The sequence below is a fragment of the Peribacillus sp. NJ4 genome (genome assembly GCF_030348345.1).
GTDB lineage: Bacteria > Bacillota > Bacilli > Bacillales > DSM-1321 > Peribacillus.
The window spans coordinates 4,901,893-4,927,852 of the sequence record NZ_JAUCFQ010000001.1; the positions used below are offsets into that span (position 1 = coordinate 4,901,893).

Consider the following 25,960-nt stretch of genomic DNA (forward strand, 5'->3'; position numbering starts at 1 on the left):
GACGCTTGCGGCGAGGTGGCTTTGCAGACAGTCGGCGGAAAGGGAGCGTCTGAAAACAACTGGAACCTTTTTTAAATAAAAAAACTGCAGGCAAACTCGCTTTTCTTTCGAGTTGCCTACAGTCTGAGATGTTCTTTTTTAAAGATTGCCATTTTTAATGTCTTTTAATTTAAACTTAATGGCATAGAGCGTTCTTGGAGGCTATCGGAAAGCAGACTATACGAAACTAATTTCTTCCTGTACTGCTTAACTACATCCACACGGTCGTTGTACATGTACACAAATAACCTAACATCTTTTTTACCTCTTTTAGTATCAATGACTAATGGAGTCCCACTGTTCTCTGGATGTAAAAACAATTGCTCATTACCAGGGAATATATGATTCTTTTTCAAAAATTTAGCCTTATTAAAATAATTAATAACTTTTATTTTATCTTCACTTTCCAAACGTCTTCCGTCAAAGGTTACGATTGCATTCTCGTCACTAAGTTCTGAATGTATTTTAAATTTGCTGATAATCCAATTCACTGCATCGGTTGGAAGGCAGGTAACTAATAATTTAAGCAAACTTAATAGAATTGTCAAAATCAAAACCGGCAATGTCATATTTCATCATCTCCGCTACGTCATATATTAATTTCTTATATAGATTATTATATCAAAGGATCAGATAGTTTTTCTTAGAAAATGTGTCTTTTATATTAACGTTTTACTTTAGTAAAACATCGCACTTAAACGCACGGGAGCGCTTCAAAAAGAGTAAATTTTGCCCTTATGAATATAATGTTCCGAAATGGTTATACTAAACAAAATGGTTTCATCCACACCCTTCTTAACAAATTTCTATGAACGAAGTGGTTAGAGTGGTATATGAATTTCTACTTATTAAATACAAAAAAGCTGGGCGTCTTCAAGACGCCCAGCTTTTCAATCGATTATTGATATCCCCAAATCATTGTTAGCATTGTACCGAAAATTGTAACCAATGCAACGAACAATCCGTAATAAACGTTTGTGTAAATCGATGCTTTATCTTCAGACTCACCTGCGTGCATGAACATAACCAATTGCAGTGCAGCTTGCATGAAAGCTGTAACAAGCAGGATGATCACACCCATTTTAAGTGAGAGATCAAACACAATAACTGATAGTGCGACCAAAGTCAGGACTAGTGAAAAGGCAAATCCCATAACTTGGCCCCGTGGGAATAATTCTTTCATATTACATCATTCCTTTCAGGTAGACGAAACTGAAGATGAAGATCCAGACAACGTCCAAGAAATGCCAGTAAAGTGAAAAGATGAAAGCCTTGTTTGTTGTTTCTGGAGTCATACCGCGCTTTTTAATCTGCATGACGATGAAGGTTCCCCAGAATAAACCAAGTGTAACGTGAGCTCCATGCGTACCTAGTAATGTAAACAAACTAGATAAGAAAGCACTTGTTTGAATGGTTGCTCCTTCATGTACATACTCCACGAATTCATAAATTTCGACTCCCAAGAAGCCTAAACCAAGAATAAGGGTGATAATGAAGAAACCAATCGTTGCTTTCTGCCTGCCAAGTCTCATTGCATTGATTCCAAGACCTATGGTAAAACTACTAGTTAAAAGAAAGATTGTTTGAAACATTAAGGTTGGGACTTTAAAAAGATGTTCCCCTGTTGGACCATTTCCAGTTCCATCAACTAATACAAAATAAGTGGCGAACAGTGTAGCGAAAAGAGCTATTTCTGCCCCAAGGAAAATCCAGAATCCAAAAATCTTTAAGCGATTTTCTTCCGTGCTATATTCTAGTGGCAGCGAGTTATCTATTTTCATTACTTAGCACCTCGCAATTTATTTTCAGTTTCTTCGATCTCTTCAACAGAGATATAACGTCCGTGATCTTTTTCGAATGAACGGTGAATCATACAAGCAAAGATACCGATCGTTGCAATGATTGCAATGATCCACATGCTGAATACCATTGCAAAGCCCCAAACGAAGAAGATACAGCTCATGATAAACGGCACGCCACTGTTATTTGGCATATGAATCTTTTCTACTTTACCACCAAATAATTTAAAGCCCTTTTTCTTAGAATCCCAGAATGCTTCTGTAGAATCAACTGTAGGCACAATTGCAAAGTTATATTCTGGAATTGGTGTATGGGTAGCCCACTCTAGAGAACGTGCATCCCATGGATCGTTTGAAATATTTCTTGATGCATAACGAGTGCTCCAATAGATATTGTACACAATAAGTGCAAAACCTATTGCTAAGCCAATTGCTCCAACGAAAGAAAGCATATTCAATGGACCATAGCCCGTTGATTCAGAGTACGTATACATACGACGTGCCTGCCCATCTAAACCAGTGATGAACATCGGGAAGAATGTTACATTAAAGCCGATTGTAATGAACCAGAACGACCATTTCCCAATTTTTTCGCTCAACATGAAGCCAAACATTTTTGGCCACCAGTACGTAAAACCAGCAAGTACGGCAAATACAGTACCAGGGATTAAAACGTAATGGAAGTGAGCTACTAAGAACATTGTATTGTGGTATTGGTAGTCAGCACTCGCCATTGCAAGCATAACCCCAGTTACCCCACCGAGAGTGAAAATCGGAATGAAAGCTAACGAGTATAACATTGGGACGGTAAAAACGATTTTACCTTTCCAAAGTGTGAACAACCAGTTGAAAATCTTAACACCGGTCGGAACGGCAATTGCCATTGTGGTAATCGAGAAGATACCATTAACCATTGCACCGTGACCCATTGTATAGAAATGGTGAGCCCATACAATGAAAGATAGAGTAGAAATAGCTACCATGGAGATAACCATCGAATTATATCCGTACAGGTTACGACGTGCAAATGTCGAAATGATTTCACTGTAAATACCGAAAGCTGGAAGTATTACTATATAAACTTCAGGATGTCCCCAAACCCAGAACAAGTTCGCCCAAAGCATATCGCTACCGCCATTGGCCATCGTAAAGAATTGAGTTCCGAATAGACGATCCATTGTCATCAACGCAAGTGCCACTGTCAATACAGGGAAAGCGAAAACGATAATGAAGTTTGTGATCAAGATAGACCATGTGAACATTGGCATTTTCATTAAGTTCATGCCAGGTGCTCTCATTTTCAAGATTGTTACGATAAAGTTGATACCAGTCAGTAATGTACCGATACCAGCTATTTGAATTGCAATCGCGTAATAGTTCGAACCAACTGATTCACTGAAATCATTACTTGCCAGCGGGAAGTAAGATGTCCAACCTGCATCAGGAGAACCACCAACTACGAAAGAGATGTTAAATAGCATTGCCCCCATGAAGAATAACCAGAAGCTGACTGCGTTTAGACGTGGGAATGCTACGTCACGCGCTCCAATTTGTAATGGTGTGACAATGTTCATTAACCCAATGATAAATGGCATAGCCATGAACAGGATCATGACAACCCCATGTGTTGTAAATACCTCATTATAATGCTGCCCATCCAAAAGACCGTTATCTGGAATAGCCGTTTGAGCACGCATCATGAGGGCATCAACGCCACCACGGAAGAGCATAAGCAGTGCTGCCAAGATGTACATGATACCAATACGTTTATGGTCAACCGTTGTTAACCACTCACGCCATAAGTAACCCCATTTTTTAAAATAGGTAATTCCGGCAACAACCGCAATCATGGTTAAGCCAATGGCAACCATGGATGCATAAATCGCAGGACTTGGATGAGGTACGGCAAATCGATCAAAGTAATCCATACTTTTGTGACTCCTTTCAGGAAAATATTCCTTATCTTGTAAACCTAGATGTTTTATCGAACGAAATTAATTCTTAGTGATCATGATTCATGTTGCTGTGTTCTGAATGTTCCTCGTGTGAATCCTTGGAATCACTTTCTTCAGTATCAGAAGATCCGTGGTTACCATGACCAGCATGTTCCCCTTCAGGAGCTGGAGAAAACTCTAAGTGAGTTCCAGTGTAAGTGGATTGTCCCACATGACCAGGTTCTAATAATTCATTGAATTTTTTCTCAGTAATCGGTTCAGCAGTAGCTTTAATTTCATCTACCCATTTATCGTATTCTTTTGCAGACAGTACATTAACGTTAAACGTTTGCTGAGCAAAACCTGAACCACTGAAGTTTGAATTTCGACCCATATACTCTCCTGGTACATCAGCTGCTAAGTGCAACGTATTAACCATGTTCGACATCGCGTATTTTTGTCCTCCAAGTTGTGGAATCCAGAAACTCGAGATTGGACCATATGAATAAAGTTTAAATTCAATTGGTCGGTTAGTCGGTAAAAACAGATAGTTAACTGTTTCGATATCTTCTTCCGGATAACTAAAATGCCACTTCCAGTTGGAAGATGAAGCGTAAATAATTAAAGGTTCTTGATCTCCGTATCCTTTAGGTGTTGCCTCAACTTCATTTGTTGTTTTAACAGTAACAACGGATAGGAAAGCGACGATTAAAATTGGGATCGCTACCCAAATTATTTCAAGAACCTTACTTCCTTCAATATGAGGTGGTTCATAATCATCACGCTGTTTGGAAGCACGATATTTCATTATCATGAAGATATACAGTACCATAACGACAAGGACGACAAAGGCCATTGTCCATATCGAAATCATAATAACATCTGCTTGTGTTGCAGCTACTGGCCCTTTAGGGTCCAAGACCATTAATGGGTTATCGCAACCGGTTAGCACAGTGGCAATTGTAAAAAGTATAGTTAATAGAGCCCATTTTATTTTCATAGTACTACCCCTTTCTTACATAATAAAATTCCTATTGGTAATTATTCGGACAAAGTGTTACCATGTTCACAAATCCCGACATACCAATATTAATCCCAAGTGTAAAAAAAGACAATATAAAGTGACATCTGTCACATAAAGTTCATTAAAGAGCAGTAAGAAGATGGTAAATGAACTGAAATGTTCGAAAATCTTCAGCAAATGAAATATAATAAATGTTTAATAACTTACCTACAGAAACTTCACTTATCAGTACAGGATTGCAGATAGAACTGATCCACTTTCCGTTTAATATTACTCTAATATAATGAAATAAAATTTTCACATTATATTCACCTCGTTTATTGCCTCAAGACTTATAAAGATTATGAATTATATTACCTATCCTGTTAATTAGGTATCTATCTTTGGAAAACATGATTTAAAGCGGATTTTTTTCACTCGGCCATGGAAGTTTTTAAATGGTAGCCGCATTGTACACGATCTTGCATCCATGCTTCAATACCCTAATGATCCAACACAGGTAAATATTATATATATATAAGGAAACAACGAGCGTGAAATGTAATTGGGTTCTTTCTCCTCGCAATACTTATTTTATTGCCCTGTCAGTATTCCTAAACAGCCGTTTAGCAGTAGTCGTGGGGTGAAGTAATTCAGGGATCAATCAACCTGTTGCAACTGTTCAAGTTTATCAGTCAGAGGACAGGCCAAAAACCATTTTTTAAAAAGTACATTTGGTGTTCAATCAATTCCACCTTTTGGAAACCCTTTACTCAATACCCCCATATTGATACGTGCTTCCCTTTTGTATCTTCAGGTAAAAACACATAAAAAAATCCACGAAAAAAGGACTTTTTAAAAGTGTCCTTTTCTCGTGGATATAGTTTAAAATTGAAGGTGAGAACTTCCTGGCGTGCAGGCAGTTTGGTTTGGATGTACAAGCAACACACGGAATGAAAGCGCATTCAATACTTGGGGTTAAATTGGCTAAGATTCTGCAAGCCAACGAACAACTCGTTTTGTTCATCCATACAAGTGAATCTGATGATAGAAAGCCAGTGTATTACGCTATATTCCTCGTTTTAGTTACTGAATTCTGTACTTCTTTTTGTTTGAGTTTTAGCCTTTGATTTCATTTTTATGATTTTAGTCGTTTCCGATTCAATTCTTTGGCCTTTATGTGTATTCATTACCATTTCTTCTGTCAGGACAAAAAATATACCAACTAGAAAAATGGCAGCTGCGCTTAGTGTGATGGCGATTCCAACAGCGGTAAATATATAATCCTTATTGTAATCGCTTACAAAAAAACTTAAAGCAAAAATAATAATTCCGATTACGCAACCTGTGCCCGATACCCATTTCACTGCATCCAACATCTTCTGATTAGCTTCCATAATTTCATCCCCTTTCTTTCTATTTTATGACATTTCACAAATTTGTCAAATCTTTTCTATTTTTTAACATATCTATAATGTAAACCTTGACAAATAGAAGACGCCGCTATTCACTTTTAGGTATTCGAGACTATATGAAAAATCTGATAAACAGTATAAATACACTATCATTTTTTCCGATATCAACACTTTCAATACTATTAAAAACTTTTTAACTACATTTTCAAATAAAAGACCCCTGATGATCAATCAGAGGCCTTCCTTCTATCTATGAGTTTTGCAAGGTTATCGTTACCGTTTTCTCTTCAGTCCCCCGATAGACTTTAACCTTTACTTTATCGCCGATTTTCTTATCTGTGTATAAAATTTTCCTTAATTCTTCTGTCGTTTTAATTTTCGTTCCATCAATCTCCACAATGATATCCTGCTGCTTAAGCCCTCCATTCGCCGCTGACGACCCCGCTTCTATACTCGTAACCATGACACCCGACTTTGCAGCTTCAGGAACATTTTGAAGATAATACTGTGGCAGTTCTTCTATGCTGGCCAAGCTTACTCCTAAATACGGTCGCGTGATTTTTCCGTTTTCAATCAGTTCCGTAACAATCGGAATCACATCATTACTTGGTATGGCAAACCCTAAGCCTTCCACACCGCTTTCGGAAATCTTCAAGCTGTTTATGCCGATCACTTCCCCAGCGGTGTTGATCAATGCGCCGCCGCTATTGCCAGGGTTGATCGCTGCATCTGTTTGAAGGACATCAAGTTCCCACTCCCCCTCCGATGTATCGACTGAAATGGAGCGTCCGGTAGCACTGACGATCCCTTGTGTAACGGAACGTGAAAAATCAAGTCCAAGAGGGTTACCGATCGCCAATACTTCTTCACCTGGACGCATGCTATCAGAATTCCCGAATTTAATTCCCTCAGGTGCTTTCGAGGCATCAATTGTCAAAACCGCTAGGTCCGTCAATGCATCAGCCCCGACAACCACTGCCGTTGCCTTTTTCCCATCATACAATGAAATTTCGACTTCCTTAGCTCCTTCAATAACGTGATTGTTCGTGATGATATAGGCCTTCCCATTAGCTTTTTTATAAATGACCCCTGAACCAGTGCCGCTCTCAACCGTTTCGCTCCCCGTGCTTTGCTGCTGGTATGGGTACCGGTTTTGAATCTCCTGTAAATTCACGACCCCTACTATCGATTTGGATGCTGATTCAACCATCTCTGCCCTATCATTAGAATCCGTACTAGTCGATAACTTTTCTGCCGTGACACTCCCATCCTTTTCACCGCTTTCCGTTTGCTCTACACCTGCCGTTTGACTTGACTCATTCACTGAACTTTTCCCTTGATCTATAAAGTCCCCGCCAAATAAAAATACAGTTGATGTAACCATAGAAGCAACCGTTCCGGAAACAAGGCCAGTTAGCCATATAGACTTGCCCTTTTTCCGTTCTGTCTTCACTCTGACTTGCTCATCGCCATTATTATTCTCCATCATTATCCCTCCTATGATTGTCCTTTACTTGGCTCAATCATAAACAGTAAATATTAAAAAATTCTTAAGAAATAAAGAATAAGGCCACCTTTTCACAAAAAAATTATCGAATCCAGCTATATGATATTTTGCAGTCCGACAAAATAAAAAGGCCTCCACAGGGGACCCTTTCAATTCGACATTATAGCCTTACATGACTTCATACACTTCTTTTGTCTTCTTATTCACACCATACCAGCCCCAAGTAGCTTTGTGGCCATTTTTCTGACTGCCTGCATCCACTTCGAACACTTGAAAAATGTAATCTCCCTTTTCGGCATCATGATCATATTCGATTTGCAAATGTGGAAAGTTTTTCATGTCCACGTAATCCTTCACTAGCTTCTCCGCCTGAGATTTACTTAAGGGACTAGCCGAATCCTTACTCCCTTCTTTGCTTTTTACCGATTCTACTTTTCCTTTTGAATCCGTTGCCGCCTTATCATCTACTTTGGATCCAATGGTCCCGTCCTCACTTGCTTCCTCCACCGGTTCCACTTCGTCATTTCCCTCTACTGTTTCTAACGTGGCGGAGTCTGATACCGGGTGCATTTCCACCGCCTTTAAAACCATTAGTTTCCCTTCCCGATATTTTGCTTTATATGCGGTTGCTTCTTTAAAATCTCTTTTTGCCGAATCAAAATCCTGTTCGTCGTATTTCTTCATTCCACTCGCCAGAAAACCTGAAAGATCCATTAACTCTCTTGCTTCCGGTGTTTCTGCTTCTTTATAAGCTAATTCAAATGCCTCGTGGGCTTCTAAATAATTTTCCTCATTCAACTGACTTTTCCCTAAATCCATATTGGAATCATAATTCCTTGTTACGCAGCCTGAAGCAATCAACACCATAAAAATAACCATGATTGACCTCTTCACAATATCACTCCTCAAAGTTACTCTTCCATATCATTCTATAAATCCATCTTAAACCATTTGATATGAAATTCGATACCTCTATTTCCTATCATTTTCATTAAGGAAATGTTTACTTTTATGATTAACTTTTTACAAATAGTGGTACAGAATAGATAAACGCTTGAAAGGATGATGAGCAGAATGATGCAGGAAAAACAGACCTATCATGTTGATTTGGTCAGCGGCGATGTACTCGGACAAAAACTTGAAGAGAACCCGAGCTTCACTGTACACGCAACTGATGAGGAACTTGCAGAATTGAAACAATGCTTGGAGGAACACCGGACTGATGACCTGGAGGCATATGCCCGTTCACATGTGCCATACCTTCTCTATCATCATGACCGGGCAAATGATAAATACGATGCAGCCATGAAAAAGCTTTATGCCCTCATTTATAAATTTGGCGATGAAACGGCGCGAAACCATATTGAAGAAATCGGCATATTGAAAGACAACAAATTCGAGGGAAATGAAGAAGTGCAAAAGTTCAAATAGAAAATGAACAGAACCTAAAATTCAAAGGTACCAAGGCCTTTGAAGGGGCAGATATCGCTTGGATTATTGGTTTAGTTGTTCCAGCTGTTATTTATTACTTCCCTATGAGAAAAAAGTTGAATATAGCTGAAAATGCAATAAACAAACAAGAGATCGGTTCCATAGAGAAAACAGACGCTTCCGAGAAATATGTTAAGTAAAGGTGCAGTTTTTTTAAATGAAAATTACATGCTGTTTTAGAGTACTTGTAAGGAAAAAACATAAATCTATTGTACAAGAAAGAAAGCATTTCAAACAAGCACTAGAAGAACATATCAAGGTAAAATTAAAAGGCATGAGCCCGGTAGATTTCCGGGTTCATGCCCTCAAGGCTGCCTAAGTAAATAAAGTGTCTAACTTTTTGGGTTCACTTCAATGAAAGATCCTTTTTTATCCACAAATATAGTTTACTTATTTTTCTCCTAAAATAGCGAGTGGACTAAATACTTCATAATGAATACGGTCTTTCGATACACTCCATTTATTTAGGGCCTCATTGATTGCTTCCATAAAAGGAATAGGTCCGCAGAAATAAAAATTAGCTTCTTTTGATGGAACGATAGATTGCAGGAAGTCTAAACCAACGTATCCTTCTTTATCAAAATGCCCAGAGGTTCGATCGGCTTCTGTTGGTGCACCATAGACTACAAATGATTTTATATGTTGATGTTCATTCACTATTTGTGGCAGATGATCTTTAAAAGCATGTGTTTGACTATTGCTTGTTGCATGGATGAACGTAACCTGACGTTGTGGTTGCTTTTCTATAATGGTATTTAACATGCTAAGCAAAGGTGTAATGCCAATACCGCCACTAATTAGAACAACGGGTAAATCGGTGTTATCCAGTTCGAAGTCACCTGCTGGAGCAGAAAATTGCAGCGTATCTCCAACTTGCAGCTGTCTATGTAAATAGTTAGATACAATTCCAGATGGAGCATCTCCATGGGCATCTTCACGTTTAACACTAATTCGGTAGTAATCCTTTCCAGGTGAATCCGAAAGACTGTAATGGCGTATGTGCGTATATTTCTCGCCAGGAATTTTAGCCTTAAGTGTTAGGTATTGCCCAGCATGGTAGGAGGCAATGGGTTTTCCGTCTGTAGGCTTTAGATAAAAGGAGGTTACCACATCACTTTCTTTTATCTTTTTATCGATATTGAAGCTTCGATATCCTTCCCATCCACCAGGCTGATGTTCTGTTTCCTCATAAAGGTTTTTTTCAATATCAATAAAGGCATCTGCAATATAGCCATAGGCCTTTCCCCATGCCTCTATGATTTCATCTGTGGCTGCGTCACCCAACACATCTTTAACTGCTTGAAGCAACGTTTCACCTACAACCGGATACTGTTCAGGCTTGACCCCTATGGCACGATGTTTCTCAGTAACTCTTTTAATTACAGGTTTTATCGCTTCAAGGTTCGTAATATGTTCACCTGCAGCATAGACAGCATATCCCAAGGCCTCTTGTTGAATTCCTCTTTTTTGGTTCGTTTGGTTAAAAAGGTTATACAAATCAGGAGCTTTTGAAAATAGTAATTCATAAAATCTCTTTCCTATTGGTTTACTATGTTCCTTGAGAACAGGTGCTGTTGACTGAACGATTTCTATGGTCTTAGCATCAAGCATGTTAAAATTTCCTCCTCAAATTTCAGGGATATATACTGTAAATAGCATTCCCACTAAGTATTGGAGTAAACATGATATTTTGGCCCTGTTCACTTATCACTAACAAACCCAAACTTCTTACTAAAGGCGGGCTTCCGCCCATTTGGAGATTTTGAACTCCCTTAAGATAATTCAAAGACACCATACCTATTAGTATGGTGTCTTTTGTTATTTTAGTATCCTTGATAACTTAAACTGACCCTTTATATCAATAAGAACAAAGCTGCTGATCAGTAGTAGAAAAAAGTGTTATAGGGTCCAATTGATAAGCAATCCTGCTTGTGCTAACCCACCACCGAAACCATATAATAAAATCTTCTCACCATTATTGAGCTTCCCTTCTCTTATTCCTATATCTAAAGCTAATGGTATTGTTGCTGAAGAAGTATTTCCATACTCCACTAAGCTATATAAAGTACGCTCAATTGGAAAGCCACTTCTATCACATATTGACTCAATCATTCTTAAATTTGCACTATGCGGAACAAACCAATCAACATCATTCAATTGAAATTCAGTATTTTTCATCACTGTTTGCATTCCTTTTGGAACAGTAGTAACAGCCCATTTATAAACTTCACGTCCATTTTGTACAAGGTTACCACTATTATTCAAGTCTTCACCATTTATACGTGTCGATAGGTTTGTACTATATAAATTTTTTCCGCCTTCTCCTTCCGAATATAAATGTGAAGAAATGAAACTTGGTTGTTGTTCATCATATTCTACAAGAACTGCTCCTCCACCATCTCCAAATAAAATACAAGTGGCTCGATCTTCATAGTCCATAATTTTAGATAAAGTATCAGCTCCAATAACAAGAACTTTCTTGTTTAAACCAGATGTTACTAATCCATTAGCTACATGCAACCCATAAGTAAATCCTGCACAAGCAGCGTTTAAATCAATAGCTCCAGTATTCTTAATACCTAGCTTTGCTTGGACTAAAGAAGCTACACTTGGCGTGTTGAAATCAGGTGTAAAGGTACAGACAATAATCATATCAACATCTTCGACAGATTTATCATACCGTTCCATTAAATCCTTTACAGCTTTATAACTTATATCACTAGTAAACTCTTCTTCATGTGCAATTCTTCGCTCTTTAATACCAGTACGTTTAACAATCCATTCATCATTGGTTTCAACCATCTTTTCTAAGTCCTTATTCGTTAACCTTTTTTCTGGAACATAAGAACCTATCGCAGTAATACGTGCTTTGGATTTGAACATAAAATAACCACCTCGTGTTTATGAATTGCATCATTTTTATAACTGATATTAATACCTGGTACTAATTATAAAGTAAAAAAAATCTTATGCAACTACCTGTTCCTTTAAAACCATAAGAAAAAGAGCTCGGCAAAACAACTACTTTAAAGTAAAGCACCTGTTAGTTTAATACAATCTCTAGAGAGACTGCCAAAAAGTTCATCTTCAAGACATTTCCTCTAATAACGTATTTCTTACAAATATACTAAAGCTTGAATAAATCCTGCTTCCCATCACTGATCTTGTCAAAAGAAAAGCCATACTCCTAGTTGAAGTAAGGCAACACACATCATGCAGTTCTTACTTATTTATGATGACGACAGATTTGTTCTTGTCTTTCGAGGTTTTGTTCGACTGCATATGTATTGCCCCATTCACACATTGTATTTAATACAGGTACAAAGGATTGACCTAACTCAGTTAAACTGTATTCTACCTTTGGTGGTACTACTTTATATACTTCTCTTCGGACAAGCCCATCTCTTTCCAACTGCTTTAATTGGTCGGTTAAGACTTTCTGGGTAATGGCCGGTATTAGAATATAAAACTCTTTCGTCCTCATTGGTTTTTGACTCAGAAAGAAGAGGATTAAGCATTTCCACTTTCCTCCTACAGTATTCATGAAAATATTTATTCCAGTATTTAGACTCTTCATTACTCATTCCCCCTGAATAGGCACATAAAGGTGGCTATGCCACTTTATTGTGCGTTATTTTCTACCACATCATGGTCCATTATACTCTGATTATGAAGCAAATATAACATTGGGAGTGAACACGATGAGTGTAAGAGAGATTATAGAAAAAAGACGTTCAGTAAGGCAGTATGATCCCCATTATAAAATTAGTCCAGAAACGTTGGCGACATTTATTGAAGGAGCCAGTAAATCGCCTAACGGAAACAATATTCAAGCAACACGATACCTGGTTATAGATGAACCATATTTAAAGAATTTGTTACTGCCCATTGCTTTTAATCAGCAACAGGTAATTGAAGCATCAGTACTGATTGTTATACTAGGTGATTATCAAGCATTTGAAAAAGAAAATATCATAATGATACATGAGGATGAGTTTCAAAAAGGTTATTTTGACGCATCAGTAAGAGATTATCTAACAAACGCGGCAATCAATTATTATCTAAATAAGTCAAAAGAAGATTTAAAGGTTGAATTAATAAGAGACGCAAGCCTGGCGTCAATGTCGTTAGTTTTATTAGCGAACGAGGCAGGTCTTGAAACCATTACAATGTCCGGGTATGATTCCGAACAATTAAAGTCAGCCTTAAAAATTTCTGATAGGTATTTAGATGTTATGCTTATTGCCATGGGGAAAGGAATTAAAGAAGGTCACAAAACAGTAAGACACGATGTTAACAAAGTCATTTATAAAAACAAAATATAGTGAGTGTAATTACTTTTTTAAAATTTGGATATTGGAAATTAGTGTGGAAAGAGGGCTAAAAAGACCCCTCTTCCCCTATCTTCTTATTCTTTCGTTAAAACTCACCACGAGTTTACCAGTCTCTTATATCATCTACATGCAACTTATCATATAGTCATATTAACGTGACGGATTCACTTTAGTGTTTTTGTTTGTAATAGGTTACCGCGAGCGCAAGGGCCAGCACTGTTCCTTTGACGATATCCATCGCATAATACGGAACTGACATCATGATCAGCCCATTTTGAAGGATTCCGATCAGGACTGCACCGACGAAGGTTCCAAAGGCATTCGGTTTTCCCGCTCCTAAAACGGAGGAACCAATGAAGGCTGCTGCAACGGCATCCATTAAATAAGGGGACCCTGAATTGATTTCCGATGTCATGACCCTTGAAGCAAGGACAATCCCCCCAATTGCAGCTAATAGAGCCGAAAGCAGATAGGCAAGAACTTTGTATTTATTAACCGATATCCCGGAAAGTCTTGCCGCTTCCTTATTTCCGCCAATAATGTACATATAACGACCATGCTTCGTATAAGTCAAAAAGATATGGGTCGCTATCACAATGGTTGCCATGATCAGGATTATCCATGGTACCTGGCCAATTTTGGCGAAAAGCGGGCTGATAAGACCTGTTGCGAAGGTCCCATCGGGCATGACCATATTTTGCGAAACCGTGGCCCCTTTTGTATAGGTAAGGGCAATTCCCTGGATAATGAACATGGTGGCCAATGTCATCAGCATGTCGGGAATTCTCAATTTAACGATCATGAACGAATTTAAAGCCCCTACGACAAGTGAGGCACCGATCGCAGCTAATATGGCGATAAATGTATCCTGCGAAAACCAGACAAACATTGATATGACGATGGCATTGGCCAATGATGCGACGGAACCGACGGAAAGGTCGAAGCCATCCACCGTAAGGGATATCGTAATGCCGATCGCAATGATGGTCACGATTGAAATGGAACGCAGGATGTTGATCAGATTAGTAGTTTGAATGAAAGATGGATTGGACACGGCAAAAATTCCAATCAGAATGATAATCGTCAATATTGTGCCGTATTTATAGAAAAAGTCGAATAGTTCCACCTTTTTCTTTGCTTTCGCTGTCTGTGTAACAGGAATGGGTACGCTCATCCTATTTTCCTCCTGTTGAATAGAATAGTAGTTCTTCTTCATTCGTTTTGTTCGTTTCGAATTCGATGACAGTGCTCCCGTCATATAACACATATGTCCGGTTGGTAATGCCAATGATTTCGGAAAGCTCGGATGAGGCATAAATGATCGCTTTTCCATTCCTCGCAAGCTTTGCAATCAATTCGAAAATATCCTTCTTGGCTCCAACATCGACCCCTTTCGTCGGTTCATCGAATATGTATACATCCGCATCGGCAATAAGCCATTTTCCAATGGCAACCTTTTGCTGGTTACCGCCTGAAAGGTTTTCGACCTTCACTTCCCCGGAAGGAGTTTTAATTCCGATACTGGCGATCATTTCTTTCGCCTTTTCCTTTTCCGCCTTACGATCCACGAAACCGAATGTTCTGCAGAATTTGCCGATACTGGCTGCAGTCAAGTTCGCCGCGACCGATTCCTGAACAAGGATCCCTTCTTTCCTGCGTTCCTCAGGTACAAGTGCCATGCCGCTTTTTACTGCATGGTGCGGTGATTTCAAAGAAAGCTTTCGGCCATTCAGGATGACCTCACCCGCTGTGATCGAAGTATGACCGAAAAGGGTTTTACACAGCTCCGTTTTCCCAGCCCCGACCAACCCTGCCAAGCCGATTATCTCTCCTGCTTTAATATGGAGACTAACATTTTTAACTTTCTCTGCATCTGACAATCCCTTCACTTCAAGAATAACGTCGCCAATCGAAGAATTCACTTCAGGGAACTGTTCCTCCATGGTTTTCCCGAGCATATTCTCTACCACTTCGTTACGGGTGATGTCTTCCATTTTTCGACAAGTGACACGCTCCCCATTCCTCATGACCGTAATTTCCTCACATATTTCAAAAATCTCGGGCAGACGATGTGAAATGAAAATGATTCCCACGCCTTTTTGCTTCAATTCATTTACAATTCGAAAAAGCTCTGTCGTCTCCGTATGACTTAACGGAGCAGTTGGTTCGTCGAGAATTAGGAATTTGCATTCTGTCGAAACGGCTCTTGCTATCAGGACCATCTGTTTTTCAGCCAAGGTAAGGTCTCTTACCAGCTTTTTCGAAGGGACACGAATTTTCATATCTTCAAGAATACAAGAAGCTTTATTGTGCAGCTCTTTCCATTGGACCATCTGTTTTTTTCCCATGTTTTGGACCATATCATTCAACATCACATTTTCCCCAACGGTTAAATAAGGGATGAGGGCCGTATCCACTTCCTGATAAACAATTTGAATGCCTTGTTCCTGCGCCTCTTTTGGTGAGCGGATATCCTGCTTCACCCCATCAATGACTATGTCACCTGAATAATGAACATGGGCTCCCGATAAAACTTTCATTAACGTCGATTTCCCTGCTCCATTAGCACCGACCAATGCGTGGGCTTTCCCTGATTGTACAGAAAAATCAACTTCACTAAGCGCCTTCACCCCCGGAAATTCAATCGAGATTTTCTTCATTTCTAGTTGCGTGCCCATGTCCATTCCCCCTTATTGAACAGACACTCCCTTCACTGGAAAGAGAGTGTCCCCTTTTACTTTTTGTAATGATCTTTCAAAACTTTCATCCAATCTTCTTCAAATTCCGCTGATACACCCCATCCTTCGACAATACCAGACAGATTTGCCATATTTACCGCTTCTTTTGAAGCCTGGATTTCCTTTTGTGAAATAAGTGAAGCCTCTAAGTCATAGGTTTGCGGCGTTTCTTCTCCCGCTAATTTTTTCGCCAATATCCTCATATTCACTGCACCGATCAACTTGGGATCGACTGCTGCCGTGTAGGACCATGAGCTGCCAGCTGATTGAATTTCCTGAAGGTCTGCATTCGACACATCAATTCCGTATATCTTCACTTCATCGCGTCCCGCTTCTTTAATTGCCCGGGCGGCACCGATAGCGAAGGCATCCCATGTTGCGAAAATGGCATCCAATTTACCTTTAGGGTATTTATTCAGCATTGCGGCTACAGCATTTTGTGTTTGAACCGAAGTATCTGCAGACGCCACTCCGAATCTTTCGACTTCTTTAATTCCAGGGTTTTCTTTTAATTTTTCCTGATAAACTGCATTTCTTCTCACCATTGGAGGGAAACCATCCACCCAAAGATACGCAATTGCCGCTTCACCTTTCTGTTCTTCTATCAGTTTATCAAGAGCCAGTGTTGCCAACGCTTCATCATCCTGTGATGTTAATGTTACGCCTTCTATTTTAGTTAGATCGCTTATTGAATCGAATGTAACAACGCTTTTGCCTGCATCAACCAACTTTTGAACGTCATTCACTGTTGCTGCATCATCACCATGGGAGATGATATAGCCGTCATAATCTTCCTGCAAAGCCTGTGCGATCGCATCATGAAATTTAGCCGTATCACCATTGGCTGTATATGTATCCACTTGAAACCCCAGTGCTTCTCCTTCTTCCTTCGCTCCTGCTAAGTATTGGGCCGTATGATCATCACCGCCAATTTTACGGATCACTTTGATTTTGGCTCCTTCCCCATTAGCAAATCTTTCCGGGACATTTTCAAATGATACTTTTTCTTCTTTCTTCGATTCTGTGGAACTCTGCCCAGTAGAGCAACCCGTTAAAAGCAAAGCCGAAGCCATGGCTGAAATGAATATCCCTTTAATAGACCTTCTCATCTTGTTCCCCTCCATATTTTCTTATTAGTCTTATCAGTTAAGTTGGTGTAAATCCCAAAATAAAAACCTCTCTATTAATATAGAGAGGTTTAATCAGCTGTTTTGCAGACTTATCCCTCTCTTATCTGTCAAAACATTTCTGTTTTGCAGGATTTAGCACCAATTCCTAATGGAACGGTTGCTGGGCATCTTAGGGCCAGTCCCTCCGCCACTCTTGATAAGAGAATATATTGTGTTACGTTTTTCGTAATTATCACTTTATAGGGATATAGTCGTAAAGTCAATAGTTTTTCGAATATTTAAAATGTTCCCCGTTATTTTTCATTTTCTTTGCAGCTGGGCTAGACGCTTTTTCTCGATTTTTTCAAGTCTCTCCAACTGACGTAATTTCACTTCGAACAAAGTGATCGGGTCACGGTAAACTTCCGGATTTTCTTTCATATGCTCCAATGCAGCCTGGTAGTCTTTGATTTCTGTCTGCGTTTGCTCTATCGTTTTTTGAAGTAAGGCAAAGGAACTGCGATAGAAAAGTGAGATGTCCCGATCCAAAGATTTTTCAAACAATCCAAATTGGGTAAGGAAACGTTCCGTGATCATTTCGGCAACATCCAGGTAATCTTCACTTTCCAGGTATTTCTTATAACGATTATACATATTGGCTTTATTTTGCGGTATCGCCCCAAACAGCTTCCCTGCTCCTTTAAGCAGCAATTGCGATGGAGTTCTGCGCAAAAGGATATTAACGTTTTCGATGCGGATACTGCTTGTCATCCGGTCGGCATCACGGCGCCAGTCATCCAATACCCTAAAGTCGCCTGCCAGCGTGATCCGTTCTTCTTTGTATAATTCATTGAAACCGGCACTCATTTCATCCATAAACTGCTGGCTTTGTGAGAACTCCATTTGGGAACTGGCAATCCAATCCTGAAGAGAACGGTAATATTGAGGCATGATCTTGTCAGAAATGAACGCTTGAATCCGCTCATTCATTTCCTGGTTTAACTGTACATGGACCTGACTGAAATCACTGCTTTCCGTTAACGATTTAGAGCAATCCCTCAGCAATTCAGGAATTTTAGAAGAAAGCTGACTTTTCACTTCATCCTTAAGCGAACGATAAGACCTTATGATATTTTCACTTTTTTCTTTTTCCAAATCCGCCAGTTGATTGACCGCACCATTCAGTTTGACCTCCATCTGTTCATTCCAAGAGATGGAATGCTCGCATTTCCGTTCATTGGCTGCCCGCTTTTCTAACAGATAAGATAAAGTTTTACGAATGAACGCTAGGATTTTTTCAGATCTTCTTTCTTTCCAATTATCATCTTGATAATTCGATTGAAGGAATGCTGAAAGGTCCTTCAACTGCTGCTTGCTGTCATAAAGTTTGGAGAAAGCGAATACTTTTGCATTCGGGAAATATGCATTCACTTTATCCCATGTTTCGTCTTCCATCCGGACTGCGACTTGATCACTATATATCGTATCCATTTTATTCAATAAGAAATGGATAGGCAGTTTCGGAGCCATCATTTGAATTTCCAATAATAGATCCCGTTCACTGCCGGTGAAAGGCGCCCTGGCATCAAGAACGAACATCAGGCCATCACTGCCATGTAAATAGCCTTGGAAATCGGATTCCACGCTTTTCTCCCCATTGAACCCCGGTGTATCCAATAATCGCAGACCATTATTTCTAAGGTAGTCACTGATAATCGTCACATCGACAATAGTCCCGCGCTGACGGCGTGTTTCATCCAATTCAGCCAGCTCCATGACCACTTTGCTATCTGTATCTGTAATCTCTAGGATTTCCAAATCATCCCCGTCTTTGACACTGACTAGGGATGAATGATCTTCGGCAGCAATGCTCTCGCCAACAATTGACTGAATGAAGGATGTCTTGCCATTTCCTGTACTTCCCACAAGAAGAAGATTGAAATTATTAGTATCCTTAAGCCCTTCGACCATCCATTTAAGCTTATTGCCCACCCTTAAATCATTCTCTTCAGCCCATTGGATAATAGAATTGAACAGTTTCTCTCCCGCTTCCAGTCCGCCTCCCAATTTAGGCGATTTTGCCAACAGGCTTTCTGCATCCTGAATGACAAGCGCATTAATCGTATCCGGGAAGATTTCATTCCAGGACAACGCGGATGCCGCTGCAAACAGCGAAAGCTCCCCATCTGCGATTTTCAGCCAGTTTTCCAGCAACCTTGGCACGACGGGGCTTAAATCTTTGATTAGGTGCGTTCCTTCTAATAGACCTGCATATGCATCCCTGTAATAGACGGAAAGCTCATCCCATACATCCCCTTGGTTTAATTCGATGGTATCTATCAAGTTATTAATCACTCTTAGCCATTCAAAATAAGAATCCGTATATTTATAATTTTTCCAAAGTGCAACCGTCACTTTTTCGAAGCGATCCTGGTCCAGTGTGTATAGCGAACCAAGGACAGTTGAAAAATAATCCGGATCCATCGATTGGGCAACACCCTGCTGGATATACGTTTTAAGCACATCGAACCAGCCCATTGATTCTGTCCGGATACTTTCATTTGCCGCTAATACCACTGCACTGTTCCAATCCTTTTGTTCTTCAAAAAAGGCGCGTGCTATTTCCGTGACATTCGGGTAGTCAGGTTGAAACTCGACTGCTTCTTTCACGACTTTGGAAGCCAAATCATTTCTAGATTCCACTATGTACAGGGAAAACAGTTGCAATAGAACCTCCGTTTTCAAAACTGCTTCATTCGTATCGACGGATTTATAAATATCCTCCGCGGTTGAATACATTTCCAGTTCAAAATAAGCATCGGCGATGTTTTTCTTCGCCCATGAACCAAGTTCACCTTCTATGTTTTCCCATTTGAAAATGGCTGCCTCATAGTCATGGTGCTGAAAGTATACTTCACCTTGAGCAAAGCGAATTGCGGTTAAATCCGCCCTTTCCTTTTTTTGTTCCACGAGAAACATTTCACCCAAAGCTTGAATGGGATGCTTCCTTGTATCCTCAATCATCGTTTCATAATATTTTTTCCCGATCAGCCGTTCGTCCATCTTTATTCCCCCGATATATTTCATATTTTCAATTAAAGGATAATCACCGATTTGATAAGCCTTCCAGAAGACCTTCCATGCAATTTTATAGGTTCCTTTAGTTAAAAAATTATTTACAAAACCTTAAAATATTATTTTAACAAAACAATATGGTAACAACATGTCACCACTCTTACAATTTTAAAACAGAAACAAGTGGAACTGTAATGATTTTAATAAACAGATACAGAGATGTCATTCCCATATTCGAGAAAAAATGTTTTTTTAGCCTTACCGACTTTTGAAAAAGTGGGCGAAGCATTCTTTTTACCACTGAATTACCAGGAGTCCAACCTTCAAACCACCTAATAAATGGTAAATATACGAAGCCACACTAGAACCTTTCACTCATTACTAAAATCCCATTTGAACGTTCATATAAAAAAGCAGTACCTTCATTCATGAAAGGTAACTGCTCTCTGATAAGCTCCGAACAGTCGTTGTCCTTTGACAAATTAGGATTATACCCCTGTACGCTTACGTTGGTTATTCGGCTTTTTGGTCAACTGGCTTTTAAGCTGTTTCGTTTTCTTCACAACGCCGGTTTCCAGTTTATCTTTACTTGAACCTGCTTGCTTTTGAGCCAGTTTTTGTTTGACTGCATCCGCCAGGCTTAACTTTTTATTTTCAGACATAATGTTGTCTCCTTTAGTGTTCTGCTTCTATTATAATATAGTTGCGGTTAGAAAGATAATAGGGAGTTATATCCGATTCTTTTTGCAAAAAATACCTCTGAATAAAGGAAGTTTCGCCAACGAGGGACTAATTTCCTGCTCCTTAAATAACGAAATGATGATAAATTATATTGACTTCATAATCAGAATTTGCTAAATTATCTTTATATTATAAAATCTATGAAGAGAAAGAGTAAGATGAGAACCCTGTTCCACAGAGAGTCGACATGTGGTGGAAGTCGATGTCCAAGGCCTATCCGAAAATCATCTCTGAGATGCAAAGCTGAAAATGCAGTAGGCTTTGACGGGTCTCCGCCGTTACAATGGATCACGTATGAATTCGTACGTTGACTGAGTGCCGCAGCTTCTTAATGAAGTGCGGAATATGGGTGGTAACGCGAGCACAAACTCGTCCCTGATTTTCAGGGGCGAGTTTTTTTATTTGCACAAAACACTTAAAACAGCCTTTATCAGGCCAGTCGGCGGAAGTCATCATTTTAAAAAAAGGAGAAATCACCATGAAAAAAACAGACACATTATTTATCGGCCTTATGCTTTTCTCAATGTTCTTCGGAGCGGGGAATCTTATATTCCCCCCATTTTTAGGTGCATCTTCGGGAACTTCTTTCTGGCCAGCCATTGCCGGCTTTGTCGTTACCGGAGTCGGACTGCCAATATTGGTGCTTCTGGCCGTCTCACTTGTTAAAGGCGGGGCACAAACAATCGGGGCACGTGTACATCCTCTATTCAGCACGTTGTTCATGGTAGTCATTTATTTAAGCATCGGGCCTTTTCTAGCCATTCCACGGAATGCGAATGTTGCCTATGAAATGGGCTTCAAGCCATATCTTGGCGACTCAATGAATCAATCACTATTCCTATTCATATTCACAACCCTATTTTTCATCATCGTTTATGCCATTTCATTGAATCCAGAAAAAATGGAAACCTTCATGGGACGCTGGATTACACCTGTTCTACTTTTGTCCATGGTCGTTCTCTGTGTAGTCGGGTTCGTAAAGCTTGATGCTCCATTCCAAGCCCCAACAGAAGCATATGCAGCAGGAGCATTTTCGAAAGGGTTCATTGAAGGCTACAACACGATGGATGCTCTAGCTGCCCTGGCTTTTGGGATCGTCATCCTTACTTCAATCCAACAAAGAGGGATTTCCGAACGAAAACAATTGACGAGATATACAGTAAAAGCGGGACTCATCGCCGGTGTATTGCTTTCTTTAGTCTATATCTCCTTAGGTGTAATGGGAGCACGCATGGCAGCGGATGGATCATTCGAAAACGGAACGGATATCCTTACTGTCGCATCCACCCTTTTACTTGGAACTGGCGGGAAGGTCCTTCTTGGCATCATTTTCACTTTAGCATGTTTCACCACCGTCGTCGGATTGACGACTGCTTGCGGACAGTATTTCTCGAAACTTTTTCCCAAGCTGAACTACAAAACCGTCATCCTGATCGTAACCATCGTCGGTTTCATCCTTTCTAACATGGGTCTGAATCAAATTTTGAAAGTATCGGTACCATTCCTTGTGATGGCTTATCCGTTAACGATCGTCCTGATTGCCCTGACATTCTTCAGCCGTCATTTCAAAAACCCTAAGAAAGTATATCGTAGTGCAATGACCTTCACAGGAGTTTTCGCCTTGATAGATGGACTGAATGCATTCGGATTACAATTAGGACCCGTGCAAACATTGAGTGATGTCCTTCCCCTTTCTGCCTACGGTATGGAATGGATCATCCCTGCTCTCGCCGGTACTGCCCTTGGCCTTCTGCTCAGTCAAACCGGACAGACAGCTCCAGCTGAGGAGTTGGAAATCGAAACATTATAATAATGAAGGAAGCAGATGATTTTACAGATCATCTGCTTATTTTTTGGACGCCCTGCATTGCATTATTTTGGAAACCGACATCCACTTTTTGTTATGATGGGATAAAGGAGATGATAAGTAATATGTCTAAACAAACCCGTATTGGTAAAACAGATCTGTATGTAAATCCGATTGGCCTTGGCACGAATGCCATTGGCGGACATAACCTATTCCCTAATCTAAGCGAGGATACAGGAAGGGATGTTTTGAGAACGGCATTGGAAGAGGGAATTAACTTTTGGGATACAGCTTACATTTACGGTCCTGAGCGTTCAGAAGAACTTATCGGTGAAATCCTTAAAGAGACCCGCAAACGCGAGGATATAGTCCTTGCCACTAAGGGGGCACATAAATTTGTCGATGGCAACATCGTCTTTGATAACTCCCCGGCTTTTCTGAAAAATGCCGTGGACTCGAGTCTAAAAAGGCTCCAAACAGATTACATCGACTTATACTATATCCATTTCCCTGATGAAGGTACTCCTAAAGATGAAGCAGTAGGTGCCTTAAAGGAATTGAAGGACGCAGGCAAAATCAAGTCCATCGGTGTCTCGAACTTTTCATTCGAACAATTGAAAGAAGCGAATAAAGACGGCTATGTCGATGTCCTGCAATCCGAGTACAATCTATTCAAACGGGAGGCGGAACAAGACTTACTGCCCTATACGGCCGAGAATAATATCTCCTTCATTCCTTATTTCCCCCTTGCTTCCGGTCTACTAGGCGGCAAATATAATCAGGAATCAACATTCGAGGACGGCCGGGCAAAAAGTCCGCTTTTCCAAGGACAAGCCTTTGTAAGCAATCTGCATAAAGTGGAAGAAGTACGGGCGATCGCCAACAGGAAGCATGCCGATGTCGCCGATGTGGTACTAGCTTGGTATTTAACTCGCCACTCGATAGATGTCCTGATTCCCGGAGCGAAAAAGCCAGAACAGGTGTCACGCAACTTACAAGCATTGGATGTCAGTCTAACCATGGATGAAATCGCCGAAATCAGTGCCATTTTCGCTTAATAAAAATAAGAAAAGGCTGTTCAGCTCAAGTTGAACGGCCTTTCTTCATTTTTCCTGCTCCTGTGGTCCATCCTTGTACAAAAATTGACTACTAGGCTCTCTATATTGCTTAGGTACTTCTGTTTTGTTATATTTTATGAATATTCCATCAATTGAGGAAGAGGCAGTCTAATGAAAAAATCTATTGTTATTTTATTTCTTATCTTAGCAAATTTGTTTTGGGCCGGTAATTACATTTTCGGAAAATACGTTGTGACCGAACTTTCCCCGATCCAACTAACATTTACACGATGGCTAATAGCCGTTTTCTTTTTGTTTCCTTTAGCCCAATGGATTGAAAAGCCAAACTGGAAGAGTGTATGGAAAGCCTGGAAATTACTATTAGTCATGGGTGTGCTCGGAATCATCAGTTATAATTTTTTCCTTTATTGGGCTCTGACCTATACAACTTCCATGAATGCAGCTCTTGTCAATTCAATTAACCCTGCCATAATTGTTCTTTTTTCGGCTTTGCTGTTAAAGGAGAAAATTTCATCCCACCATGCACTCGGACTTATCATATCTTTATTCGGCGTTTTATTGGTCTTGACAAAAGGACACCTTCTCGATATTTTCCAGCTCAATTACAATAAAGGCGACTTATTGATGATCTTAGCGATTCTCGTTTGGACCTTTTATTCAATAATCGGTAAAAATCTGAAAAACATACCGATCATCTCAGCCACTGCCGTTTCCGTATTTCTCGGATTGATTCTCGTCGCTCCACTCGCCATTGGCTCGGGAATGAACCTTGATTTAAGCAGTAAAGCCATCACGGGTCTCTTATATATTGGAATCTTCCCGTCTGTCGGTTCCTTTATTTTCTGGAATATTTCCCTTCGCCATATCAATGTCAGCCAGGCTGGAGTTTATTTAAATCTGATTGCTGTTTTTACCGCCATTCTTAGCCTGATTTTAGGGCAACCGATTACTATCGTCCAACTCCTGGGTGGTCTCCTTGTCTTCATTGGTGTCTACCTGACAAGTAAAAAGAAAAAGGAATATCCGGCCGCTGTCACAAGGCACATGTAAAAAATGTCCAGAAATCCAAATCAACGAACGCTTTCTTGTCTTTTCCCCTTGTCTACGCAGCATGATTTACGTTATCCTTTAAAGAAGAAAATCTGAATGTAAAGGTGTGCTTTAGTTGAGGATCAATAAATATATCAGTGAATCCGGAATTACCTCGAGACGAGGCGCAGATAAATGGATAGCCGAGGGCCGCGTGACGATTAATGGCACTGTTGCTGAGCTTGGCAGTCAAGCTGAACCCGGCGATGATGTTCGTGTAGATGGCAAGCCCATTAAAGTGGAACAGCAAAATGTCTATATTGCACTGAATAAACCGATAGGGATTACAAGTACGACGGAAAAACACATTAAAGGAAATATTGTTGATTTTGTAAATCATCCGCTTCGCATTTTTCATATCGGACGGCTGGACAAAGACTCAAGCGGTCTGATCCTGCTTACAAATGACGGAGACATTGTAAACGAAATCCTTCGTGCAGAAAACAAACATGAAAAAGAATATATCGTAACCGTGGATAAACCTCTTACCGCTTCCTTCATTCAAGATATGTCATCCGGAGTGGAGATTTTGGATACGAAAACACTTCCATGCAAGGTTGAACAGTTGACCAAATATACATTTAACATCACTTTGATGCAAGGACTGAACAGACAAATCCGCCGTATGTGCTCCGCACTAGGCTATGAAGTCCGTGATTTGCATCGAATCCGGATCATGAACATCCATTTGGACGGACTGGCGCTAGGACAATGGCGCGACCTGACCGAGGATGAATTGACAGAACTATTTAAGGAATTGGATTATACTCCAAGGCAGAGATGATAATTGAGATGCCCCC

The 25,960-nt window shown here is 40.0% G+C and carries 22 protein-coding genes, 1 riboswitch and 1 other annotated feature; of the genes, 6 read left to right on the top strand and 16 right to left on the bottom strand.

Annotated features, from left to right (window positions below; genetic code table 11):
• Positions 1–164: 164 nt before the first annotated feature.
• From QUF94_RS24500 to QUF94_RS24535, 8 genes are all read right to left on the bottom strand, one after another.
• Positions 165–608 carry a YfmQ family protein gene (locus QUF94_RS24500; protein WP_289318143.1) on the bottom strand — a complete coding sequence of 148 codons (444 nt, stop codon included), beginning with the start codon at positions 606–608 and terminating at the stop codon, positions 165–167.
• 329 nt (positions 609–937) lie between these two features.
• Positions 938–1,222, bottom strand: coding sequence for a cytochrome aa3 quinol oxidase subunit IV (gene qoxD, locus QUF94_RS24505; RefSeq protein WP_289318144.1), 285 nt, complete (start codon positions 1,220–1,222; stop codon positions 938–940).
• 1 nt (position 1,223) lies between these two features.
• A complete protein-coding gene (qoxC, locus tag QUF94_RS24510; protein WP_289318145.1) occupies positions 1,224–1,820 on the bottom strand; it encodes a cytochrome aa3 quinol oxidase subunit III in 597 nt (198 codons plus the stop codon).
• Positions 1,820–3,766 carry a cytochrome aa3 quinol oxidase subunit I gene (gene qoxB, locus QUF94_RS24515; RefSeq protein WP_101224932.1) on the bottom strand — a complete coding sequence of 649 codons (1,947 nt, stop codon included), beginning with the start codon at positions 3,764–3,766 and terminating at the stop codon, positions 1,820–1,822. Before qoxB ends, qoxC begins: the two co-directional genes overlap by 1 nt.
• A gap of 73 nt (positions 3,767–3,839) precedes the next feature.
• Complete coding sequence (gene qoxA, locus QUF94_RS24520) at positions 3,840–4,772, bottom strand: cytochrome aa3 quinol oxidase subunit II (RefSeq protein ID WP_289318146.1); 933 nt, start codon at positions 4,770–4,772, stop codon at positions 3,840–3,842.
• Positions 4,773–5,857: 1,085 nt separating this feature from the next.
• The gene (locus QUF94_RS24525) at positions 5,858–6,172 is read right to left on the bottom strand and encodes a hypothetical protein (RefSeq protein WP_289318147.1); all 315 of its coding nucleotides are present in this window, start codon (positions 6,170–6,172) and stop codon (positions 5,858–5,860) included.
• Between the two features lie 268 nt (positions 6,173–6,440).
• Positions 6,441–7,676: a S1C family serine protease gene (locus QUF94_RS24530; RefSeq protein ID WP_289318148.1), complete on the bottom strand. Its 1,236-nt coding sequence runs from the start codon at positions 7,674–7,676 to the stop codon at positions 6,441–6,443.
• A gap of 189 nt (positions 7,677–7,865) precedes the next feature.
• Positions 7,866–8,576, bottom strand: a complete 711-nt coding sequence (locus tag QUF94_RS24535; RefSeq protein ID WP_289318149.1) for a hypothetical protein — start codon at positions 8,574–8,576, stop codon at positions 7,866–7,868.
• Positions 8,577–8,771: 195 nt separating this feature from the next.
• On the opposite strand from QUF94_RS24535, the gene QUF94_RS24540 reads away from it, so the two are divergent.
• On the top strand, positions 8,772–9,128 hold the full coding sequence (locus QUF94_RS24540; protein WP_289318150.1) for a hydrolase: 357 nt from the start codon (positions 8,772–8,774) through the stop codon (positions 9,126–9,128).
• 450 nt (positions 9,129–9,578) lie between these two features.
• Here QUF94_RS24540 and hmpA read toward each other — a convergent pair whose 3' ends face one another.
• The 3 genes from hmpA to QUF94_RS24555 all read right to left on the bottom strand — a co-directional run bounded on the left by hmpA (position 9,579) and on the right by QUF94_RS24555 (position 12,765).
• On the bottom strand, positions 9,579–10,799 hold the full coding sequence (gene hmpA, locus QUF94_RS24545) for an NO-inducible flavohemoprotein (protein WP_289318151.1): 1,221 nt from the start codon (positions 10,797–10,799) through the stop codon (positions 9,579–9,581).
• 288 nt (positions 10,800–11,087) lie between these two features.
• Positions 11,088–12,071, bottom strand: coding sequence for a ketoacyl-ACP synthase III (locus tag QUF94_RS24550; RefSeq protein WP_289318152.1), 984 nt, complete (start codon positions 12,069–12,071; stop codon positions 11,088–11,090).
• A gap of 343 nt (positions 12,072–12,414) precedes the next feature.
• Positions 12,415–12,765, bottom strand: a complete 351-nt coding sequence (locus QUF94_RS24555) for a winged helix-turn-helix transcriptional regulator (RefSeq protein ID WP_289318153.1) — start codon at positions 12,763–12,765, stop codon at positions 12,415–12,417.
• Between the two features lie 124 nt (positions 12,766–12,889).
• Here QUF94_RS24555 and QUF94_RS24560 point away from each other — a divergent pair, with 124 nt between their 5' ends.
• On the top strand, positions 12,890–13,513 hold the full coding sequence (locus QUF94_RS24560) for a nitroreductase family protein (RefSeq protein WP_251431985.1): 624 nt from the start codon (positions 12,890–12,892) through the stop codon (positions 13,511–13,513).
• A gap of 178 nt (positions 13,514–13,691) precedes the next feature.
• Here the strand turns inward: QUF94_RS24560 and QUF94_RS24565 are convergent, their stop codons facing one another.
• The 5 genes from QUF94_RS24565 to QUF94_RS24585 all read right to left on the bottom strand — a co-directional run bounded on the left by QUF94_RS24565 (position 13,692) and on the right by QUF94_RS24585 (position 21,106).
• Positions 13,692–14,696, bottom strand: coding sequence for an ABC transporter permease (locus QUF94_RS24565; RefSeq protein WP_289318154.1), 1,005 nt, complete (start codon positions 14,694–14,696; stop codon positions 13,692–13,694).
• 1 nt (position 14,697) lies between these two features.
• Positions 14,698–16,200, bottom strand: coding sequence for a sugar ABC transporter ATP-binding protein (locus QUF94_RS24570; RefSeq protein WP_289318155.1), 1,503 nt, complete (start codon positions 16,198–16,200; stop codon positions 14,698–14,700).
• Between the two features lie 56 nt (positions 16,201–16,256).
• Positions 16,257–17,369 (bottom strand): sugar ABC transporter substrate-binding protein, encoded by a 1,113-nt coding sequence (locus QUF94_RS24575; protein WP_289318156.1) that lies wholly within the window; start codon positions 17,367–17,369, stop codon positions 16,257–16,259.
• Positions 17,370–17,487: 118 nt separating this feature from the next.
• Positions 17,488–17,593: riboswitch (SAM riboswitch) on the bottom strand.
• A gap of 97 nt (positions 17,594–17,690) precedes the next feature.
• The gene (locus QUF94_RS24580; protein ID WP_289318157.1) at positions 17,691–20,456 is read right to left on the bottom strand and encodes a GTPase domain-containing protein; all 2,766 of its coding nucleotides are present in this window, start codon (positions 20,454–20,456) and stop codon (positions 17,691–17,693) included.
• Positions 20,457–20,932: 476 nt separating this feature from the next.
• Positions 20,933–21,106, bottom strand: coding sequence for a hypothetical protein (locus QUF94_RS24585; protein WP_164468807.1), 174 nt, complete (start codon positions 21,104–21,106; stop codon positions 20,933–20,935).
• A gap of 210 nt (positions 21,107–21,316) precedes the next feature.
• Positions 21,317–21,565 (top strand) — a binding site (T-box leader).
• A 98-nt stretch (positions 21,566–21,663) separates the two neighbouring features.
• On the opposite strand from QUF94_RS24585, the gene brnQ reads away from it, so the two are divergent.
• The 4 genes from brnQ (at position 21,664) to rluF (ending at position 25,944) form a co-directional block, all read left to right on the top strand.
• Complete coding sequence (gene brnQ, locus QUF94_RS24590) at positions 21,664–22,995, top strand: branched-chain amino acid transport system II carrier protein (protein WP_289318158.1); 1,332 nt, start codon at positions 21,664–21,666, stop codon at positions 22,993–22,995.
• Between the two features lie 122 nt (positions 22,996–23,117).
• The gene (locus tag QUF94_RS24595; protein WP_289318159.1) at positions 23,118–24,050 is read left to right on the top strand and encodes an aldo/keto reductase; all 933 of its coding nucleotides are present in this window, start codon (positions 23,118–23,120) and stop codon (positions 24,048–24,050) included.
• A gap of 171 nt (positions 24,051–24,221) precedes the next feature.
• Positions 24,222–25,121 carry a DMT family transporter gene (locus QUF94_RS24600; RefSeq protein WP_289318160.1) on the top strand — a complete coding sequence of 300 codons (900 nt, stop codon included), beginning with the start codon at positions 24,222–24,224 and terminating at the stop codon, positions 25,119–25,121.
• A 115-nt stretch (positions 25,122–25,236) separates the two neighbouring features.
• Entirely contained in the window at positions 25,237–25,944 is a 708-nt protein-coding gene (gene rluF, locus QUF94_RS24605; protein ID WP_289318161.1) for a 23S rRNA pseudouridine(2604) synthase RluF, read from the top strand.
• Positions 25,945–25,960: the final 16 nt, after the last annotated feature.

Coding starts and splice junctions, on each gene's coding strand:
- QUF94_RS24500 (WP_289318143.1), bottom strand. CDS start 608: ATGACATTGCCGGTTTTGATTTTGACAATTCTATTAAGTTTGCTTAAA.
- qoxD (WP_289318144.1), bottom strand. CDS start 1,222: ATGAAAGAATTATTCCCACGGGGCCAAGTTATGGGATTTGCCTTTTCA.
- qoxC (WP_289318145.1), bottom strand. CDS start 1,820: ATGAAAATAGATAACTCGCTGCCACTAGAATATAGCACGGAAGAAAAT.
- qoxB (WP_101224932.1), bottom strand. CDS start 3,766: ATGGATTACTTTGATCGATTTGCCGTACCTCATCCAAGTCCTGCGATT.
- qoxA (WP_289318146.1), bottom strand. CDS start 4,772: ATGAAAATAAAATGGGCTCTATTAACTATACTTTTTACAATTGCCACT.
- QUF94_RS24525 (WP_289318147.1), bottom strand. CDS start 6,172: ATGGAAGCTAATCAGAAGATGTTGGATGCAGTGAAATGGGTATCGGGC.
- QUF94_RS24530 (WP_289318148.1), bottom strand. CDS start 7,676: ATGGAGAATAATAATGGCGATGAGCAAGTCAGAGTGAAGACAGAACGG.
- QUF94_RS24535 (WP_289318149.1), bottom strand. CDS start 8,576: ATGGTTATTTTTATGGTGTTGATTGCTTCAGGCTGCGTAACAAGGAAT.
- QUF94_RS24540 (WP_289318150.1), top strand. CDS start 8,772: ATGATGCAGGAAAAACAGACCTATCATGTTGATTTGGTCAGCGGCGAT.
- hmpA (WP_289318151.1), bottom strand. CDS start 10,799: ATGCTTGATGCTAAGACCATAGAAATCGTTCAGTCAACAGCACCTGTT.
- QUF94_RS24550 (WP_289318152.1), bottom strand. CDS start 12,071: ATGTTCAAATCCAAAGCACGTATTACTGCGATAGGTTCTTATGTTCCA.
- QUF94_RS24555 (WP_289318153.1), bottom strand. CDS start 12,765: ATGAAGAGTCTAAATACTGGAATAAATATTTTCATGAATACTGTAGGA.
- QUF94_RS24560 (WP_251431985.1), top strand. CDS start 12,890: ATGAGTGTAAGAGAGATTATAGAAAAAAGACGTTCAGTAAGGCAGTAT.
- QUF94_RS24565 (WP_289318154.1), bottom strand. CDS start 14,696: ATGAGCGTACCCATTCCTGTTACACAGACAGCGAAAGCAAAGAAAAAG.
- QUF94_RS24570 (WP_289318155.1), bottom strand. CDS start 16,200: ATGGGCACGCAACTAGAAATGAAGAAAATCTCGATTGAATTTCCGGGG.
- QUF94_RS24575 (WP_289318156.1), bottom strand. CDS start 17,369: ATGAGAAGGTCTATTAAAGGGATATTCATTTCAGCCATGGCTTCGGCT.
- QUF94_RS24580 (WP_289318157.1), bottom strand. CDS start 20,456: ATGAAATATATCGGGGGAATAAAGATGGACGAACGGCTGATCGGGAAA.
- QUF94_RS24585 (WP_164468807.1), bottom strand. CDS start 21,106: ATGTCTGAAAATAAAAAGTTAAGCCTGGCGGATGCAGTCAAACAAAAA.
- brnQ (WP_289318158.1), top strand. CDS start 21,664: ATGAAAAAAACAGACACATTATTTATCGGCCTTATGCTTTTCTCAATG.
- QUF94_RS24595 (WP_289318159.1), top strand. CDS start 23,118: ATGTCTAAACAAACCCGTATTGGTAAAACAGATCTGTATGTAAATCCG.
- QUF94_RS24600 (WP_289318160.1), top strand. CDS start 24,222: ATGAAAAAATCTATTGTTATTTTATTTCTTATCTTAGCAAATTTGTTT.